The following is an 18,377-nucleotide window of genomic DNA, read 5'->3' on the forward strand; positions in this document are numbered from 1 at the left end:
CAGACGACCTCTTATGCTCAGCTACCGCCACGCCTTCCATGCCGGCAACCATGCCGATATGATCAAGCATTTCATCCTTTTCCTGACGCTTGATTACTTCAATCAAAAAGACAAGCCCTATTGGTATATCGATACCCACAGCGGCGCGGGTTTATATGACTTGAGCGGCAGCGAGGCGCAAAAAGTCGGCGAATACAGACAAGGCATCCGGTTGCTCCAAGAGGCGGAAAATCTGCCGCCCGAGCTGTCCGCCTTCATTGCCCGCCTGAATACCATACTCCCACAAAAGCAACTCTATTGCGGTTCGCCGTGGCTTGCCCAAGCCCTGACGCGCGACAGCGACAAACTGCGTTTGTTTGAGCTGCACCCTGCCGATTTCCAACATCTGAAAAACAATATGGAAGAAGCGCGTTTGGGCAGACGCGGGCAAATAATGCAGGCAGACGGTTTTCGCGGTCTGATTTCACTGTTGCCCCCGCCGCCGCGCCGTGCCGTCGTCCTGATAGACCCTCCGTATGAAGAAAAACAAGACTATCAGCGCGTTGTCCATACTTTAAAAGACGCGCTCAAACGCTTTGAGCAGGGTTGTTATATGGTTTGGTATCCCTGCTTGAGCCGAGAAGAAAGCCGCAAGCTGCCCGAGCAACTGCAAAAGCTGATGCCCGACAGCTACCTGCACGCCGAGCTGCACGTCCACACCCCGCGTCCGGACGGATTCGGGATGCACGGCAGCGGCATGTTTATCATCAACCCGCCCTACCTGCTGCCGGAACTGCTGAAAAACAACCTTCCCGCGTTGACCGACATACTGGCGCAAGACAACGGCGCGCGATTCGTCTTAAACAGCTGCATAAAATAATCAGCCATCCCCAGCCCGCCAAACGAAGACACTGGCGGGAAATCCTATGGCAGAGGCCTCCGATTTAAACTACAATTCACTACATTGTTTTTACGCTTTCAAATTATGACTATCAGACATCCCGCTTCATTGCTTTTGGCTTCCCTTTGTGCGCTTTTTCTATGCTCGTGCGAACGCTCAGTCCAAGATACGGTACAAGAAACCTTCGGCGAAGAGCTTCGCGGCCACTTCATCAGCAGCGCGACAGCCATCTGCGTGGAAAAAGCGCCGAAAAGCAGCGCGATACCGTCTGATACCGTACAGCAAATCTGTTCGTGCGCTTCGGAAAAAACCGCAGACCAGATATCCATCGACGATATGTCGAAACTGATCGGCGGCGAAGTTGGCGGCGAGCTGAAAACCAAAATCAAACAAAGCGCGGTCGAATGCGCCAAAGAAATGATAGGCGGCACCGCCTCCGCCCCTTCAAGCAAAAAATAAATACCGACCTCGTCTGAAAACCATAGTGGATTAAATTTAAATCAGGACAAGGCGACGAAGCCTCAGACAGTACAAATAGTACAGCAAGGCAAGGCAAGGCCGTACTGGTTTAAAGTTAATCCACTATATTTTCAGACGACCTTTTCTTTTTTATAGCCAGAAACCGAGTCCGATATGAAAACATTAGCGCAATTCCTACCGCAGCATTTACAGCAAAACAGCATTCCTGCCGAATTGGGCAGCGTCCTCGAATCCATTGTCGCCGCCTGCTCCGATATCAGCGGCAAAGTCCGCTTGGGCGCACTCGCCGGCGTGTTGGGCATGGCGGGTACGGGCAATATTCAGGGCGAAGATCAGAAAAAGCTGGATGTGATTGCCAACGATATCCTGATTGACGTCTTGAAAAACAACGCCCATGTCGCCGGTTTGGCAAGCGAGGAAGAGGATACTTTTGTGGCAGCCAACGAAAACGGCGGCTATCTCGTCTTGTTCGACCCTCTGGACGGCTCGTCCAATATCGACGTCAATATTTCCGTCGGCACGATTTTTTCCGTACTTACCAAGCCCGAAGGTCGTCTGAATACCGAATCCTTCCTGCAAAAAGGCCGTGACCAAGTGGCGGCAGGTTATGTTTTGTACGGCCCGCAAACCCAATTGGTGTTCACTTTGAAACACGACGTTTTCGTGTTCACGCTCAACGAAAACAACGAATTCGTCCTGACCAAAGAAAATCCGCAAGTTCCGGCATCGACCAAAGAGTTTGCCATCAATATGTCCAACACCCGCCACTGGCAAGCCCCTATGCAGCAATATATTAACGAGCTGCTGGCAGGCGATACGGGCGTTCGCGGTAAAAATTACAATATGCGCTGGGTGGCGAGCATGGTCGCAGAAATCCACCGCATCCTGATGCGCGGCGGCGTCTTCATGTATCCTCAAGACAAACGCGATCCGTCCAAACCCGGCAAGCTGCGCCTGATGTACGAAGCCAATCCGATGAGCCTGATTTTGGAACAGGCAGGCGCGGCGGCAAGCAATGCTTTGGAAAACATGCTCGACATCGTCCCCACAGGTCTGCACCAACGCGTAGCCGTCGTCATGGGCAGCCGCGAGGAAGTCGAATATGTCGGCAAGCTGCATCAAAAATAAGATGTTGAGTTTGTAGGCTATCCTGTCATAAAAAGGTCGTCTGAAAATCCGTTTCAGCATTCTCTATGAACGTTGAAACAGGTTTTCAGACGACCTTTTGTGTATTATTTAGTATTCGGGCATTTACAAGGCATGCTGTTCGGCAAGCCTTGAATCATCTGCGGGCCGTTATGGCCTTTCGCCCAAAATCATCGAGCCTATGCCCGCATCGGTGAAGATTTCCAGCAAAAGCGCGTTGGGCAGGCGGCCGTCGATGATGTGAGTGGCTTTGACGCCGTTGCTTGCCGCTTCGACGGCAGAGCTGATTTTGGGCAACATACCGCCGTAGAGCGTGCCGTCTGCGATTAATTCGCCGATACGGCTTGGGGTCAGGTTGGTCAGCAGGTTGCCTTCTTTGTCCATCACGCCGGCGATATTGGTCATCATCAGCAGTTTTTCCGCGTTTAGCTCTTCCGCCAGTTTGCCTGCGACCAAATCCGCGTTGATATTGAAGGCTTCGCCTTTTGCGCCGACGCCGATGGGCGCAACGACGGGGATGCAGCCGCGTTCGATCAAGCCTTCAATCAGGCGCACGTCTATGCTTTCGACCGTGCCGACTTGTCCGATGTCCACGCCTGCCCGTTCGGGCGTATCGACCAGCAGTTTTTTGGCCTTGATGAAGTGGTTGTCGCGCCCAGTTACGCCGACCGCGCGTCCGCCCTGCAAATTAATCAGTGAGACGATTTCTTTATTCACATGACCGCCCAACACCATTTCGACGATATCCATCGTTTCGCCGTCGGTCACGCGCATGCCTTGCACGAATTCGCCTTTTTTACCGATTTTTTCCAACATTTCATTAATTTGCGGGCCGCCGCCGTGGACGATGACGGGATGGATGCCCACCAGTTTGAGCAAAACGACATCGCGGGCGAAACCTTCTTTCAAAGCAGGCTCGGTCATAGCGTTGCCGCCGTATTTGATGACGATGACGGAGCCGGAAAAACGGCGGATATACGGCAGGGCTTCGGCTAAAATGCGCGCTTTGTCGGCTGCGGAAATGGGATGGGATTCGCTCATAATCGTGTCTCATTATTAACAATTTAATCATTATAGCGGATTACCTTTGAATCAGTAAAAATCAGCTTCGCAACTGTTTGCTGCTTCGCCGTCTTGTCCTGATTTAAAGTGAATCTGCCCTATCTTAACGTCAAAGGTCGTCTGAAACAACATTCCCCGCCCCTTATCGGTTGAGGACGCGCCCGTCGGAATGGTAGAATCAACGGATTCGGGCATATCGGTTTGCCGTCGCCGACGGACGCGGTATCGCCCACACATTTTTTCAAACAACGGTTATCCGGTTCGCCCGATATACCGAGGACTTTCCCATGATTAAAATCAGCACTCAATTTGATGCCGGCTCCGTCGTCGTCAAAGACCTGACCGACCCTGCCAATATCCGCCTCGCCCTGCGTCCGGACAACGCTTCCGATTTCGCCCAATGGTTTTACTTCCGCCTGCAAGGTGCGGCCTACCAGAATTGCGTGATGCACTTTGAAAACGCGGCGGATTCGGCTTATCCGCAAGGCTGGGAAGATTATCAGGCGTGCGCCTCTTACGACCGTCAAAATTGGTTCCGCGTCCCGACCGAATACGAAAACGGCGTGCTGACCATCAACCATACGCCGCTCTCCAACAGCGTTTACTACGCCTATTTCGAGCCCTACTCCCACGAGCAGCATTTAAACCTCTTGGGCGACGCGCAAGGCAGCGGGCTTTGCCGCATCGACGACTTGGGCAGCACCGTACAAGGCCGCGACATCAACCTGCTGACCATCGGCAACCAAGTCGAAAGCGACATGAAAATCTGGATTATCGCGCGTCAACATCCGGGCGAAACGATGGCGGAATGGTTTATCGAAGGCCTGCTCGGCCGCCTGCTCGATCCGCAAGACCCGACTGCACGCACTCTGCTTGACCGCGCCACGTTCTACATCGTGCCGAACATGAACCCCGACGGCTCGGTATTGGGCAACCTTCGAACCAATGCCGCCGGCGCAAACCTCAACCGCGAATGGGAAAATCCGACTTTGGAAAAAAGCCCGGAAGTCTTCCTCGTGCGCGAAAAAATGCTGGAAACCGGCGTGGATTTGTTCCTAGACATTCATGGCGACGAAGCATTGCCGTTTGTCTTTGTTGCCGGTACGGAAGGCGTGCCGAACTACAATCCGCGCATTGCCGCGCTGGAAACGCAGTTCAAAACCGCCCTGCTCTCCGCCAGCCCCGACTTCCAAGACGAATACGGCTATGAAAAAGACGCGCCCGGTCAGGCAAACATGACGCTCGCGACCAACTGGGTGGGCAACCGTTTCGACTGCCTCGCCTATACGCTCGAAATGCCGTTTAAAGACAATGCCAACCTGCCCGACGACGATTTCGGCTGGAACGGTCAACGCTCCCTGCGTTTGGGCGAAGCCATGTTGTCGGCTGTCTTGAACGTTGTCGATGATTTACGATAATTCTTTTCCCATCACGCAAAAGGTCGTCTGAAAATCCCAATCGGGATTTTCAGACGACCTTTGTCGGGCTAAAAACACATAAACCGCCCTTCCCATAAGGAACACACATCATGATGATACATCCGCAGTTCGACCCCGCATTAATCAGTTTCGGACCTATCGCCATCCGCTGGTATGCCCTCAGCTATATCGTCGGCTTTATACTTTTCCTATGGCTGGGTCGCCGCCGTATTAAGCAAGGCAACACCGCTTTTACGAAAGAAATGCTCGACGACTTCCTAGGTTGGGGGGCAATAGGCGTCATACTCGGCGGACGACTTGGCTATATCCTGTTTTACAAATTCTCATACTACCTCGAACATCCGCTTGACATGATCAAAGTCTGGGAAGGAGGCATGTCGTTTCACGGCGGCTTCTTGGGCGTCGTCATCGCCATGTGGCTGTTCAGCCGCAAACATAAAATCAGTACCTTGAAAACCATGGATTTTGTCGCGCCGCTCGTTCCGCTGGGTTTGGCTTCCGGCCGGATCGGTAACTTTATCAACGGCGAACTCTGGGGCCGCATTACCGACATCAACGCCTTTTGGGCAATGGGCTTCCCGCAAGCGCGCGCAGAAGACCTCAACGCCGCCGTGCGCAACCCGCTTTGGGCGGAATGGATGCAGCAATACCACGTCCTGCCGCGCCACCCTTCGCAACTCTACCAATTCGCCCTTGAAGGCATCTGCCTCTTCATCGTCGTATGGATTTTCTCCAAAAAACCGCGCCCGACGGGACAAGTCGCCTCCCTCTTCCTCGGCGGCTACGGCTTCTTCCGCTTCATCGCCGAATACGCCCGCCAGCCCGACGACTATCTCGGCCTGCTCACCTTGGGCTTGTCGATGGGACAATGGTTGAGCGTGCCGATGATTGTTTTGGGCGCGATCGGTTTTGTTTGGTTCGGTAAGAAAAACCGCCTGAACTGATGCCCAAAGGTTGTCTGAAAACCCAAACGGGACGCGATAACCAGCGTCCCGTTATCACATCAGCCATTCCAAACCGGCACGATTTGCGATTCATCAAACCGAATCGCAAAAAATCTTAAATCCGACTTGGTTTATCCGCCGCCCGATGGTATCGTGGCACACCTTTCCATCTTTTTTAAAGAGAGCCCAAAATGTCAGAAGAAAACAAAATCAAAGTCAACGACCTGCCCGAAGACAAAAAAGAACAGTCTGAAGAAGTCGAGCTGCCCGTAGTCAACAACGAAGAAAAACGCGGCGGCCACAGCGAAGGCGGTTGCTGCGGCGCATGCGGCGGCTGATTCCGTTTTGAAAAACAAAGGTCGTCTGAAAACCTGAAACATGGTTTTCAGACGACCTTTTTTATCGTGGAGGGATATGGCGGATTCTGTATAGTGGATTAACTTTAAACCAGTACGGCGTTGCCTCGCCGTACTATCTTGTCTGCGGCTTCGTCGCCTTGTCCTGATTTAAATTAAGCCACTATAGTAATCGGACGTTCTGTTCCTCTCCCTACCAAGTTGCCCAAACGCAACACAAAGTCCGTTCGCGGCAACTGTCTTGTCACAAAATAACCATTGCAAAACAAAACGTCGTCTGAAAACAAGCATTGCCCGTTTTCAGACGACGTTTCCGCATTTTCAAACCGTCTTAAGCCCGACTAATCAAATGCTCGACCAATGCCGGCACGCCTTCCGCCGCACGTTTCGGAATCACTTCGACATCCGCGCCCACGCCTTGCGGGTTCGGATCGACCAGATAGCGTTCCGCAGCGGGCGGCGCGTAATGAATCAGCGAAGCCGCCGGATAAACCTGCATCGACGTGCCGACAATCATGACCACATCCGCATCGCGCATTTCTTCGACCGCCGCGTCAAACATCGGTACTTGCTCGCCGAAAAACACGATATGCGGGCGCATCGGATTGCCTTGGCTGTCGCGCACATCGTCGGTCTGTTCGCCGGTAAATTCGATGATTTCGTCTTCATCGACGGTGCTGCGCAGTTTGTTCAGCTCGCCGTGCAGGTGCAATACTTTGCTGCTGCCTGCCTTCTCGTGCAGCGCGTCCACATTCTGCGTGATGATGCGCACATCGTAATATTGCGCCAGCTTGACCAACGCCAGATGCGCGGCGTTCGGCTCGGCGGCGTTTGCCTGAAGCCTGCGCTGGTTGTAAAAATCAATTACAAGCTTGGGATTACGCGCCAAGGCTTCGGGCGTACAGACATCCGTCACCTTATGCCCTTCCCACAAACCGCCCGCGTCGCGGAAAGTCAGCAACCCGCTGTCGGCGCTAATCCCCGCGCCGGTCAGGACAACGCATTTTTTCATACCGTTGCCCTGCCTTATTGCCGGTAAGTCTGCAAGAAGCGCTCAAGTTTGCCCATGGCTTCTTCGATTTGGTGGGTGTACGGCAGGGTAACGATGCGGAAGTGGTCAGGGCGTATCCAGTTGAACCCTGTTCCTTGGACGAACAAAACTTTTTCGCGTACGAGCAGGTCGTAGATAAATTTCATGTCGTCATGAATGCCGTACATTTCGGTATCGATTTTGGGGAACATATAAAGCGCCCCCATCGGCTTGACGCAGGATATGCCGGGAATTTGGTTGACAAGTTCCCACGCCTTATTGCGTTGCTCCAACAGGCGGCCGCCAGGCAGGATAAATTCGTTGATGCTTTGATAGCCGCCCAAAGCGGTTTGGATGGCGTGTTGCATCGGCGTGTTGGCACACAGGCGCATGGAGGCAAGCATATCGAGACCTTCTATATAGCCTTTGGCATGTTCTTTCGGGCCGTTGAGCACCATCCAGCCTTGGCGGAATCCGGCAACGCGGTAGGCTTTGGAGAGACCGTTGAAGGTGATGGTCAGCAGGTCGGGCGCGAGCGCGGCGATGTGGTGGTGTACCGCGCCGTCGTAGAGGATTTTGTCGTAAATTTCGTCGGCGAAGATAATCAGACCGTGTTTGCGCGCCAACTCGGCGATTTCAAGCAGGATTTCTTTGCTGTATACCGCGCCGGTGGGGTTGTTGGGGTTGATGACGACGATGGCTTTGGTTTTGGGCGTGATTTTGGCTTCCATGTCGGCAAGGTTGGGAAACCAGTCGTTTTCTTCGTCACACAAATAATGGCGCACCGTACCGCCCGCCAAAGTGGCGGCAGCCGTCCACAGCGGATAATCGGGTGCGGGAATCAGAATTTCGTCGCCGTCGTTCAAAAGCGCCTGCATGGACATGGTAATCAGCTCGGACACGCCGTTGCCGATATAAACGTCGTTGACCGAAATATCGCGCAGACCTTTGGTTTGATAGTAATGAACGATAGCCTTGCGGGCGGAATACAGCCCTTTGGAATCGCAATAGCCTTGCGCGGTAGGCAGGTTGCGGATCACGTCCACCAAGATTTCATCGGGCGCTTCAAAGCCGAACGGCGCAGGGTTGCCGATATTGAGCTTGAGGATTTTATGACCTTCTTCTTCGAGTTGCAGGGCTTTTTTGTGTACCGGACCGCGGATGTCGTAGCAAACATGGTCCAGCTTGGACGATTTGGGAAATTTCTCCATGATGTGTGTTCCGTAAAATTGTTAACAATGGGGGTAAATGTACTCCGTTTGCAGGCGGAAAGAAAGGGGCAAATGCGGGATTTTTGCCCGCCGCTTCAAGAATCAAGTGTCAAAAACAAATAAGGTCGTCTGAAAACCCTTTTTCGGGATTTTCAGACGACCTTTCCGTGTTACAAGATGCTTAAACGGGCAAGCCGGTTATGCGCCGTAAACGGGGTATTTGTCGCAAAGCGCGGTGATTTGCTTGCGGACGTTTGCCAGATTTGCTTCGTCTTCAGGGTTTGCCAAAACGTCGGCAACGAGGTTGGCGAGGACACGGGCGTCGGCTTCGTTAAAGCCGCGTGTGGTCATGGCGGCGGAGCCGATGCGGATGCCGGAGGTAACGAACGGTTTTTCCGGATCATTCGGGATGGCGTTTTTGTTGACGGTGATGTTTGCTTTGCCCAATGCGGCTTCGGCGGCTTTGCCGGTGATTTTCATCGGTTGCAGGTCAACGAGGAAAACGTGGCTTTCGGTGCGGCCGGAAACGATGCGCAAGCCGCGTTTGACCAATTCTTCCGCCATGGCTGCGGCATTGATTCTTACCTGTTTCGCGTATTGTTTGAATTCGGGTTGCAGAGCTTCTTTGAACGCAACGGCTTTGGCGGCAATAACGTGCATCAACGGACCGCCTTGCAGGCTTGGGAAGATGGCGGAGTTCAACGCTTTTTCATGCGTGTTGTCGCGACACAAAATCACGCCGCCGCGCGGGCCGCGCAGGGTTTTGTGGGTAGTGGTGGTGACGAAGTCGCAGAACGGGACGGGGTTGGGATATTCGCCGCCGGCAATCAGACCTGCGTAGTGCGCCATATCGACAAAGAGGTAGGCACCGACTTTGTCGGCGATTTCGCGGAATTTTGCCCAGTCGATTTGCAGGGCGTAGGCAGATGCGCCGGCAACGATCATTTTGGGTTTGTGTTCGAGCGCGAGGCGTTCGACTTCGGCGTAATCGAGAACTTCGTTTTCATCCAAGCCGTAGGCAATAGCGTTGTAGAGTTTGCCGGAAATATTGACGCTGGCGCCGTGGGTTAAGTGGCCGCCGTGGGCGAGGCTCATGCCGAGGATGGTGTCGCCGGGTTTAAGGACGGAAGCGTACACGGCTTGGTTGGCTTGGGAGCCGGAATGGGGTTGGACGTTGGCGTATTCCGCACCAAAGAGTTCTTTGACGCGGTCGATTGCCAGTTGTTCGACGACGTCAACGTGTTCGCAGCCGCCGTAGTAGCGTTTGCCGGGGTAGCCTTCGGCGTATTTGTTGGTCAATTGCGAACCTTGTGCCTCCATCACGGCGCAACTGACGTAGTTTTCGGAAGCAATCAGTTCGACGTGGTCTTGCTGGCGTTGGTCTTCTTGGGCAATGGCGGCTGCCAGCTCCGGATCATATTGGGCTAGGTTGACGCTTTTTGAAAACATCTTCTCGACTCCTTTGTCGGTTGGGAAACGGGGATTGATAAGTGTTGAACAATGTACCAAATCGGTTTGGATTGTCAACGATTTTATCTTTCAGACGACCCCTTTGCTGCTTGGAGGGTCGTCTGAAAAGTTTTATTTGAACAGATTGTCTTGTTTCAAATGAAATTCGATTTTTTCAAGCAGGGTTTCGAGGTCGGTCTCGGCTTGGGCTGCGGCGAGGTTTTTGCCCAACTCTTCCAAAGCCAGCGCATCGAGCCTGCGGCGTTCGAGTTTGCGCGCTTCTTCGTTGAAGATTTTGATGTTGTCGGGCAGGACGAGCGGCGGCACGCTGCCGTCGGTCGTATAGAACGCTTCATCCGCAAACACAAACCCCTCCGGCAATGCGGGCGCGTTGTCGTAGTCGGCATCGTTGACCGGCATCCACTCGGAATGCTGTTCCAACAGGACGAATTGCCCGTTCATGCCGTAAATATGGGCAAAACGGGAGGGCTTGGGGTGTTTGGTGTTCATGCAAAGATTGTATGCCGATGAGGCGGGAGCGTCTAGGGCGGAATTTTGTGTCGGCGCAGTGGGAAGGTCGTCTGAAAGTAGTATAATTACAGATTAGATAAAATTTTGAAGAAAAATATAAAAAGGGAAACCCCAATGTCAGCAAACACAAACAAACAATGGCTAAGCGTCATCGCCCTGGCAGTCGGCGCATTCATTTTCAACACCACCGAATATATCCCGATTGCCCTATTGAGCGACATCGGCGCGACCTTCAATATGCCGCCGACCGAAGTCGGTATCATGATTACCGTGTATGCGTGGATTGTCGCGCTGCTGTCGCTACCGCTGATGCTGGCAACGAAAAACATCGAACGCCGAAAGCTGCTGCTCGTCCTCTTCGCGTTCTTTACCCTCAGCCACATCGTTTCCTATTTCGCCCGAAGTTTCGAAATCCTGCTCGTCAGCCGCATCGGCATCGCCCTGACGCACGCCGTGTTTTGGTCGATTACCGCCTCGCTGGCAGTGCGCGTTGCGCCGCAGGGCAAAGGCAATCAGGCTTTGGGGCTGCTCAGTACGGGTACGGTTATGGCGATGGTGGCGGGCATCCCGCTGGGGCGCGTTATCGGGCAACATTCAAGCTGGCAGTTTAGCTTTTTGCTTATCGGACTGTGCGCGGCGGCAGTGATGGGCATATTGGCGAAAAACCTGCCGCTGCTGCCCAGCGTGAACACAGGTTCGCTCAAAAGCCTGCCCGGATTGCTCAAGCGCAAAAACCTCATGCTGCTCTACGCGCTGACCGTCCTCCTGATTACCGCCCACTTTACGGCATACAGCTATATCGAACCCTTCGTCCTGCAAGCCGGCGGCTTCGCGCCCGAACAAGTGACCATCGTCTTGAGCCTGTACGGGCTGGCGGGATTTGCCGCGTCGTATTTGTTCGGCAAATGGTTTGCCAAACACCAACGCGTATTCCTGCTGACTTCGGTATCCGTCATTCTGGCATCGACGCTCTGCCTGCTGCCCCTTGCCGCTTACCCGATAGCCGTTTACGCGCTGGTGTTTGTCTGGGGCATCGCCATCGTCGTCTTAAGCCTCGGCATGGTCTCCAAAGTATTGGACTTTGCCTCGGATGCGACCGATGTAGCCAACTCGATTTACTCCGGCCTCTACAACGTCGGCATCGGCGGCGGCGCGCTTTTGGGACACTACGTTACCGTGTGGGCGGGTATGTCCAACATCGGCTTAGCCGCTGCAATCTTGGCGGCGGCAGGATTGGTCGTGTGTCGGATGTTGGTTGAAATGCGGAAATAAGGGGGTTGTATAGTGGATTAACTTTAAACCAGTACGGCGTTGCCTCGCCTTAGCTCAAAGAGAACGATTCTCTAAGGTGCTGAAGCACCAAGTGAATCGGTTTCTGTACTGTCTGTACTGTCTTGCGGTTTCATCGCCTTGTCCTGATTTTTGTTAATCCACTATAAAAAGGTCGTCTGAAAACGTTGTTTTGTTTCAGACGACTTTTGATTTTAATCCGATAAATTTTACTTCCTGCGGGCTCCCTTTCCCCGAAAATAAACCGCAACCGCGCACAAGGCTGCGCCTACGCTCAGGCAGCCGAACCAGCTTGTGCTGGCGGCGGCGGGATGGGGCGAAGCGAGTGCGGCGGCAAGGGCGGCGGCGAAGAGTGTTACGCCGGCAAGGCGCAGGCGGACGGGGTGTTGGACGGGGCGTCCGAGCATGGTTTTGGCGTGGGGCGTTTGCGAGAGCATGAGGCAGAAAAAGCCGCCGGAGCAGAGGGAAAACATCAGGAAATACAGCATGATCATTGCGCCTTTTCGATGCGGCGGGCGATGAGGAAGAATATTGCCGCAAATGTCAGGAAACACAGTTCCACCGTCCAATAGAGCGTGTCCCCCGACCGAATCGACAGCCAGAGAGGCCGTCCGACATAAATATCCAAGAGCGGGATCAGGGTGCACAGTGCGGCGGCGGCGTAAAACAGGCCGCGCCATTTGATATACGCGGGGTAGGGGAAGAAGGCGGCAACCGCAGCAGCGGCCCAGACGGTAAAGAGGCTTTGCGCTTCCCAAATTTCACGCCCGTCCCAGTCTGCGGGCAGCAGGCGGTTGGTGCAGAAAAAGGCGGCGCAGGCGAGCGGGAAGCCGGCGAACACGGCGATGTTGATGCGTTCCGCCCACGCAATCCCGCGCAGGGGCGGCTGTTTGCGGTTGCGCCGCTTCATCGGCCACATTACCGCACCCGTCGCAATCATACCGCAACCCGCCATACCGCTGAAGAAATAAAGCCAGAGCGTCGGATAGTCGGCAAAGCCCGCCGTATGCAGACTGTAGAGCGAAGAGTGGGCCTGTTCGAAGCCACCGTAGGCATCTTTGCGGTACACCTGCGCCCCGTCGCGCAAACGTACCGCCACCGACAAATCAGGGTTCGAGCCGATGCTTCTTTTGTCGAAATAATCCGCCGACAACACCGCTTCTTTGCGGTCAGGGTCAGTGATGGTCAAGTTGATTTCCTTGTCCGTCCCGTTCGGGCGCAGCCTCTGCACCGTCGGATACCAATCCGCCATCTCCCACCGCTTCCCCGCGTTTTCAGACGACCTCGACACATAGGCGGAGCGCGCCTCGAATTCTTCATCCGACAATTCCGCCGCCGTTTGGCTGTAGGTCATCACCGTATGCGAAGTCAGCAAGAGGCCGCTGTAAACAATCATCACATGAAACGGCAGCGGCAGCACGCCCAGCAGGTTGTGCGCGTCCAGCCAGCTTCTGAGTTTTTTGCCTGCGCGGAAAGTGAAAAACTCCGCCAAAATCTTTTTATGCACAATCACGCCGCTGATTACCGCCGCCAGCGCGACCACCGCGGCCGCAGCCGTCAGCCAGTAACCGCCGTATTCCGCCGCCGCGAGGTTGCTGTGGATGGAAACCAGATAACCCGCCCTCGCCGTTTCGCGCGGTTTGGACTGCGGCGCGTCAGGATAAGGGCTGATGGTGGTATAGGACGCCTCTTCGGTCCCACGCTCCGTCCAGCCCAAATCTAGGTACGGCGAACGTTCGGTCGGCAGAGAAACCGACCATTCTGCCGCATTCGGCGCATGGCGGCGCAGATAGTCCAGGGCGGTCGCCAGCGAAACCCGTTCGTCCGGCAGGCCGTCTGAAAACGGCAGCTCCGGCTGCATCCATACATCCAGTTCGGCACGGAAAAACGCAATACTTCCCGCAAGGAATATTACGAACAAAACCCACGAACAGATCAGCCCCGTCCATGTGTGGATTTCCGCCATTACCTTGCGCAGCCCCGCCTCCTTAGCCATGCGGCAGCCCCCCTGCCGCCGAAAGCAGCAACACCGACAGCGACAGCGCGCAAAACACCGTCCGCAGCCGCCGCGCCGCCAACGCCCACAGAAATACCAGCGGCAGCAGCGTGATGCCTAGGAGGGTGCCGCCGTAAACGGCATTGGTTGACCCGCCCGCATAAAGCGGAACCGTACCCGCCGCCAGCGCGGATACCCAGTAGCTTCCGGCCAAAGCCAGCACAATCCGCACCGCGATGTGCAGCGGGCGTGGCAGGATGGGACTCATATGGTTTTCCTTGGGATATTCGTTACTTTTATTCGATTGTGTGTTTTGCAGGCGGCTTTTGGAAATAACGGGTTGTAGGTTTCAGACGACCTTTCAAAATTGCAGCAACCCCAAACCCCGTCAAAACTTATACCTAAGCGTCCCCGACAAACTCCTCGGCTGGCCGTAGTCGTGGTACATCGTGTCCATGCGGTAGCGTTTGTCGAACACGTTGTCGAAGTTTAGTGTCAGATTGGCGTTTTTGGAAATGTCGTACTGCGCGGTCAGGTCGACCACGGCGAAGGATTTTTGGCTGGAGAGGACGCGGGCGCGTTCTTTGGCTTCATCGTCGTCAAACTCGATATTGCTGAGGTCGCCGTATTTGTCCACAAAGGTCTTGCTCTGCCAGCGCACGCCACCGCCGAGGGTCCAGCGGGTTTTGGGCAGGCGGTAGGTGGTGAAGAGTTTGAAGCTGTGGCGCGGGTCGTATTGGCTGTTGGGCCGGTTGCCGTTTTCTTCGCGGGTCAGGTGCGACTGCACGCCCGCGCTGATGTCCCAGCCTTCGGCGGGCGAACCGCTGATTTCGGCTTCCCAGCCGTGGGCTTTGGTATTCGCTGCGCGGTAGTAGGTGTCGTCGTTGTCAAATTTGCCCGCTTCGACGGGGACGTTGCGCCGTTTGGATTGGAACACCGACAACGAGGCGTTCAGACGGCCTTCGAGCCATTCGCCTTTCAGTCCAGCCTCGACGGTGCGGCCGGTAATCGGATCGATAGGGCGGCGGTTGATGTCTGTTTCGCCGTTTTCGTGCGGCTTAAACAGGCGGCTATAGGAGGCGTAGGCGGAGAGGTTGCCGGTGAGGTCGTAGGTGATGCCGGCGTAGGGGGCGAAGCGGCCTTCTTTGGCTTCCGTATTCGGGCTGCCACCAACCGGTATGGCTTGGTAATGGTAGCGGGCGTAGTTGGCGCCCAAAAGCAGCGAGAGTTTGTCGGTGGCGTGCAGGCGGGTGGCGGCATAGCCGCTGATTTGGCGATGCGCGATGGTGTCTCCATCCCATTTCCAGTCGTTGACGGAAGCGATGGAGGGATAGTCGCGGCGGCGTATGAAATCGTAGATGTCGTCTATGGAATAGTTGCCCTCAGAGTTTGCCCAGACGCGTTTGTCCCGCGTGCGGTAGCCTCCGATGCCGAATACGGCTTCGTGTTTGCGCCCCCATAAATCGTATTGCCCGTTGAGCTTGAAGCTGAAGGCATGGCTGACGATATTGTCGCCCATTTTATAAAACTTGGCTCCGGCCGAGCTGTCGTCGTGCCTGAGATAGTTGTATGGGGCGTCACCCATACCGGGATTGAGGGCTTTCTCACGGTTGTAGCGGTATTCCAGCTTGGCTTTCCAGTTGTTTTCAAAGCGGTGTTCCAGTCCGGTAAAGAGTTCCGTCGCGCGTTCCCTATACCTGCTGCCTTTGATTTTGTTGTTGTCACGGATGCCGAGGCGGGTTGGGTAGCCTGCGCTATCGTAAACGGGCAGGTCCCCGCCGTAAAATTCTTTTTCTCGCGCGCGCTGGTGGTTGATGCCGGCGTAGGCGGTGGTTTGCGGCGAGAAATCGTATTCGGCAATGCCGTAAACCATGTCGGAGCGGTCGCGCGAACCCTCGGTCCAATGTCGCCCGCCCTCGGCGTTGACCACGGCACGGCCGCGTAGGCTGCCGCTTGGGTTGAGCGGTCCGGACACATCGGCCTCGGCATTCCAACGCCGCCATCTGCCGATACCGACGGAAATTTCAGCCTGCCGCTCTTTGGTCGGACGCTTGCGTACCAGGTTCACCGTCGCACTCGGGTCGCCCACGCTGCCCTGCAAGGCGGAAGTGCCGCGCACGACTTCCACCCGCTCGTACGCGCCCGAGTTCAGCAGTTGGTTGCCGTCGATTTCGGTGGTCATGCCGTCTATCTGGTAATCGTTGACCTTCTCGCCGCGCGCATACATGTTGGTTACCGCATAGCGCGAACTTGCCGGATTGCCGCTGATACCGTTGACCCATGAGAGCGCGTCGTAAACGCTGCGCTTGCCTTGGTCCTTCATCTGTTTGTCGGTTACCACGCTCACGCTCTGCGGCACCTCGCGCAGCGTCAGCGGCATCCCCGTTGCGGCGTAAGTGCCCGAAGCGGTATAGCCCTTGTTCAACGACTTCTGCCTCTTGCCGCGCACGGTAACAGTGGAAAGGGTAACTGCTGCCGGTTCGGCATCGGCGGGAACGTATGCGTCCGCCGCCTGCGTGCAGACAGGCAGGATAAGTAACAGCGGCGCGCTCAAACGGTAAAACTTCATTGCTACAAATTCTCCTTTTCAAGTTCAAACAATAGATTGATAGGATTGATAATAATTTTTGTATAAAATTTGGTAATTTTGTTTCATTTTGTTTTATGCGGAAGACGGGGTAGAAAAATGCGAAACGGGCAGGACGCTATGATGCGGTGAACAGGGATAGGAAAAAGAAATGACAGAGGGTTTGTAAAAGTTTGGAAAGGGGATATTGAATACCGTCATTCCCACCCCGGTCTACGCGAAGGCAGGCTGAGACGAGAATCCAACACTTTGGATTTCTGGAATCTCTGGAAAATTACTGCTGCCCAAAGAGTCCTTCGGATCCCCACCTACACGGAAATGATGAGTTGTATAGTGGATTAACTTTAAATCAGGACAAGGCGGACGAAGCCGCACAGTACAGACAGTACAGAACCGATTCACTTTGGTGCTTCAGCACCTTAGAGGAATCGTTCTCTTTGAACTAAGGCGAGGTAACGCCGTCGGTTTAAAGTTAAGCCACTATAAATTTCAGACAACCTTTACTTTTGTAGCAGCTCGTCAATTCGCTGTTGAATTGGGTTAAATTGGCAAACAAGCGTCGGAATTTTGTTACACTCTGGTTTCTTTACACTTCACACTCACACATCACACAAGGAGGCTTTATGGCATTAATGGACAGTTTGTTGAACGCGGCGGCACAAGCCTTGGGCGGCAAAGATGAAAACGGACAAAGCTCGCTGACCGACATGGCGATGAATTTGGTACAACAACAAGGCGGCGTGGGCAATCTGATTAATCAGTTGCAACAAGGCGGGTTGGGCGATGTATTAAATAGCTGGGTTTCCAACCAACAAAGCAACCTGCCCGTATCCGGCAGCGATTTGCAAAACGCTTTGGGCAGCGATGCCATCAGCCAAGTAGCGCAAAAATTCGGTCTCGACAGCCAGCAAGCCGGCGATATGTTGGCGCAGATTCTGCCCAATCTGGTAGACAAAGCCACGCCGAACGGTTCTGCGCAGGATGCGGACGGATTCGGTTTGGACGATATTGCTTCGGCGATATTGAAGAACTTCACCAAATAAGCAGTACGAAAAATATAGTGGATTAACTTTAAACCAGTACGGCGTTGCCTCGCCTTGGCTCAAAGAGACATTCTCTAAGGTGCTGAAGCACCAAGTGAATCGGTTTCTGTACTGTCTGTACTGTCTTGCGGTTTCATCGCCTTGTCCTGATTTAGTTAAGCCACTATACAAAAAGGTCGTCTGAAAAACGTTTTCAGACGACCTTCTCTTATGGTTCAAACAATTTTTACTTCTTCGCTGCCCTTCTCGCGCGGATGACTTCGACCACACCCGGCAGGATGGAAATCACGATAATCGCGACCATCACTAAAGCCAGATTGTTTTTCACCACCGGAATATTGGCGAAGAAATAGCCGGCATAGGAAAACGACAAGACCCACAATACCGCGCCGATGATGTTGTAGCGGATGAAAGTGCCGTAGTGCATACTGCCCATGCCCGCGACAAACGGGGCGAACGTCCGCACAATCGGGACGAAGCGGGCGATGATGATGGTTTTGCCGCCGTGTTTTTCGTAGAACGCGTGGGTTTTCTCCAAATACGACTGGCGGAAGATTTTGGAATCGGGGTTGGCAAAGAGTTTGCGCCCGAAAAACTTGCCGATCATGAAGTTGGCGGCATCGCCTAAAATTGCGGCGGCCAAAAGCAGCGCGATCATGACATGAATATTCATGCTGCCGACCGCGGCAATCCCGCCCGCGGCAAACAGCAGCGAATCGCCCGGCAGAAACGGCGTAACCACCAAGCCGGTTTCGCAGAAAATAATCAAAAACAACACCGCGTAAATCCATACGCCGTATTGCGCGGAAATCTCGACCAAATTCTGGTCGATGTGGAGGATAAAATCAATAAGGGTCGAAATCACGAGATTTTCCTGAAATAAAAAAGACAGAGGTCGTCTGAAAACAGACGCGTTGCCAAATGTCCGCCATT

At 54.2% G+C, this 18,377-nt stretch carries 19 protein-coding genes and 1 pseudogene; 9 read left to right on the forward strand and 11 right to left on the reverse strand.

Features of this window, described 5'->3' with window-relative positions; all coding sequences use genetic code 11:
- The first annotated feature begins 13 nt into the window (after nucleotides 1-13).
- The 4 genes and pseudogenes from rlmJ to HMPREF2726_RS02070 all read left to right on the forward strand — a co-directional run bounded on the left by rlmJ (nucleotide 14) and on the right by HMPREF2726_RS02070 (nucleotide 2,488).
- Complete coding sequence (rlmJ, locus tag HMPREF2726_RS02060) at nucleotides 14-859, forward strand: 23S rRNA (adenine(2030)-N(6))-methyltransferase RlmJ (RefSeq protein WP_070602026.1); 846 nt, start codon at nucleotides 14-16, stop codon at nucleotides 857-859.
- A 105-nt stretch (nucleotides 860-964) separates the two neighbouring features.
- Nucleotides 965-1,339: a hypothetical protein gene (locus HMPREF2726_RS02065; RefSeq protein ID WP_009312898.1), complete on the forward strand. Its 375-nt coding sequence runs from the start codon at nucleotides 965-967 to the stop codon at nucleotides 1,337-1,339.
- A 21-nt stretch (nucleotides 1,340-1,360) separates the two neighbouring features.
- A pseudogene (locus HMPREF2726_RS14280) lies at nucleotides 1,361-1,468 on the forward strand (IS5/IS1182 family transposase); the annotation flags it as partial.
- Nucleotides 1,469-1,513: 45 nt separating this feature from the next.
- The gene (locus HMPREF2726_RS02070; protein WP_009312896.1) at nucleotides 1,514-2,488 is read left to right on the forward strand and encodes a class 1 fructose-bisphosphatase; all 975 of its coding nucleotides are present in this window, start codon (nucleotides 1,514-1,516) and stop codon (nucleotides 2,486-2,488) included.
- 168 nt (nucleotides 2,489-2,656) lie between these two features.
- Here HMPREF2726_RS02070 and argB read toward each other — a convergent pair whose 3' ends face one another.
- Both argB and HMPREF2726_RS02080 read right to left on the reverse strand, forming a co-directional pair.
- On the reverse strand, nucleotides 2,657-3,547 hold the full coding sequence (argB, locus tag HMPREF2726_RS02075) for an acetylglutamate kinase (protein WP_003778941.1): 891 nt from the start codon (nucleotides 3,545-3,547) through the stop codon (nucleotides 2,657-2,659).
- Between the two features lie 51 nt (nucleotides 3,548-3,598).
- Nucleotides 3,599-3,763 (reverse strand): hypothetical protein, encoded by a 165-nt coding sequence (locus HMPREF2726_RS02080; protein WP_003767028.1) that lies wholly within the window; start codon nucleotides 3,761-3,763, stop codon nucleotides 3,599-3,601.
- A 92-nt stretch (nucleotides 3,764-3,855) separates the two neighbouring features.
- Between HMPREF2726_RS02080 and HMPREF2726_RS02085 the strand changes: the two genes are divergently transcribed.
- From HMPREF2726_RS02085 to HMPREF2726_RS14065, 3 genes are all read left to right on the forward strand, one after another.
- Complete coding sequence (locus tag HMPREF2726_RS02085; RefSeq protein ID WP_049230378.1) at nucleotides 3,856-4,986, forward strand: M14 family metallopeptidase; 1,131 nt, start codon at nucleotides 3,856-3,858, stop codon at nucleotides 4,984-4,986.
- A 110-nt stretch (nucleotides 4,987-5,096) separates the two neighbouring features.
- A complete protein-coding gene (lgt, locus tag HMPREF2726_RS02090) occupies nucleotides 5,097-5,951 on the forward strand; it encodes a prolipoprotein diacylglyceryl transferase (RefSeq protein WP_009312890.1) in 855 nt (284 codons plus the stop codon).
- A 191-nt stretch (nucleotides 5,952-6,142) separates the two neighbouring features.
- Nucleotides 6,143-6,289: a hypothetical protein gene (locus HMPREF2726_RS14065; RefSeq protein WP_003767024.1), complete on the forward strand. Its 147-nt coding sequence runs from the start codon at nucleotides 6,143-6,145 to the stop codon at nucleotides 6,287-6,289.
- Between the two features lie 349 nt (nucleotides 6,290-6,638).
- Here the strand turns inward: HMPREF2726_RS14065 and HMPREF2726_RS02095 are convergent, their stop codons facing one another.
- From HMPREF2726_RS02095 to HMPREF2726_RS02110, 4 genes are all read right to left on the reverse strand, one after another.
- The gene (locus HMPREF2726_RS02095) at nucleotides 6,639-7,319 is read right to left on the reverse strand and encodes an SIR2 family NAD-dependent protein deacylase (protein WP_009312888.1); all 681 of its coding nucleotides are present in this window, start codon (nucleotides 7,317-7,319) and stop codon (nucleotides 6,639-6,641) included.
- Nucleotides 7,320-7,333: 14 nt separating this feature from the next.
- Nucleotides 7,334-8,548 carry a pyridoxal phosphate-dependent aminotransferase gene (locus tag HMPREF2726_RS02100; RefSeq protein WP_070513525.1) on the reverse strand — a complete coding sequence of 405 codons (1,215 nt, stop codon included), beginning with the start codon at nucleotides 8,546-8,548 and terminating at the stop codon, nucleotides 7,334-7,336.
- Nucleotides 8,549-8,746: 198 nt separating this feature from the next.
- Entirely contained in the window at nucleotides 8,747-9,997 is a 1,251-nt protein-coding gene (gene glyA, locus HMPREF2726_RS02105; protein WP_070602029.1) for a serine hydroxymethyltransferase, read from the reverse strand.
- A 132-nt stretch (nucleotides 9,998-10,129) separates the two neighbouring features.
- Entirely contained in the window at nucleotides 10,130-10,507 is a 378-nt protein-coding gene (locus HMPREF2726_RS02110; RefSeq protein WP_070602031.1) for a hypothetical protein, read from the reverse strand.
- Nucleotides 10,508-10,642: 135 nt separating this feature from the next.
- Here HMPREF2726_RS02110 and HMPREF2726_RS02115 point away from each other — a divergent pair, with 135 nt between their 5' ends.
- On the forward strand, nucleotides 10,643-11,800 hold the full coding sequence (locus HMPREF2726_RS02115; protein ID WP_070602033.1) for a sugar transporter: 1,158 nt from the start codon (nucleotides 10,643-10,645) through the stop codon (nucleotides 11,798-11,800).
- Nucleotides 11,801-12,027: 227 nt separating this feature from the next.
- Here HMPREF2726_RS02115 and HMPREF2726_RS02120 read toward each other — a convergent pair whose 3' ends face one another.
- The 4 genes from HMPREF2726_RS02120 to HMPREF2726_RS02135 all read right to left on the reverse strand — a co-directional run bounded on the left by HMPREF2726_RS02120 (nucleotide 12,028) and on the right by HMPREF2726_RS02135 (nucleotide 16,383).
- Entirely contained in the window at nucleotides 12,028-12,306 is a 279-nt protein-coding gene (locus tag HMPREF2726_RS02120) for a DUF3325 family protein (RefSeq protein WP_246827847.1), read from the reverse strand.
- 2 nt (nucleotides 12,307-12,308) lie between these two features.
- Entirely contained in the window at nucleotides 12,309-13,814 is a 1,506-nt protein-coding gene (locus tag HMPREF2726_RS02125; RefSeq protein ID WP_070602037.1) for a PepSY-associated TM helix domain-containing protein, read from the reverse strand.
- On the reverse strand, nucleotides 13,807-14,082 hold the full coding sequence (locus HMPREF2726_RS02130) for a transporter (RefSeq protein WP_070602038.1): 276 nt from the start codon (nucleotides 14,080-14,082) through the stop codon (nucleotides 13,807-13,809). The genes HMPREF2726_RS02125 and HMPREF2726_RS02130 overlap by 8 nt, the downstream gene beginning before the upstream one ends.
- Before the next feature lie 120 nt (nucleotides 14,083-14,202).
- Nucleotides 14,203-16,383: a TonB-dependent siderophore receptor gene (locus tag HMPREF2726_RS02135; RefSeq protein ID WP_070602040.1), complete on the reverse strand. Its 2,181-nt coding sequence runs from the start codon at nucleotides 16,381-16,383 to the stop codon at nucleotides 14,203-14,205.
- A gap of 641 nt (nucleotides 16,384-17,024) precedes the next feature.
- Here HMPREF2726_RS02135 and HMPREF2726_RS02140 point away from each other — a divergent pair.
- The gene (locus HMPREF2726_RS02140) at nucleotides 17,025-17,444 is read left to right on the forward strand and encodes a YidB family protein (protein ID WP_003756377.1); all 420 of its coding nucleotides are present in this window, start codon (nucleotides 17,025-17,027) and stop codon (nucleotides 17,442-17,444) included.
- A 226-nt stretch (nucleotides 17,445-17,670) separates the two neighbouring features.
- Here HMPREF2726_RS02140 and HMPREF2726_RS02145 read toward each other — a convergent pair whose 3' ends face one another.
- Nucleotides 17,671-18,309, reverse strand: coding sequence for a DedA family protein (locus HMPREF2726_RS02145; protein WP_070602042.1), 639 nt, complete (start codon nucleotides 18,307-18,309; stop codon nucleotides 17,671-17,673).
- Between the last annotated feature and the right edge of the window lie 68 nt (nucleotides 18,310-18,377).

Source organism: Neisseria sp. HMSC074B07 (assembly GCF_001810355.1).
Lineage (GTDB): Bacteria > Pseudomonadota > Gammaproteobacteria > Burkholderiales > Neisseriaceae > Neisseria.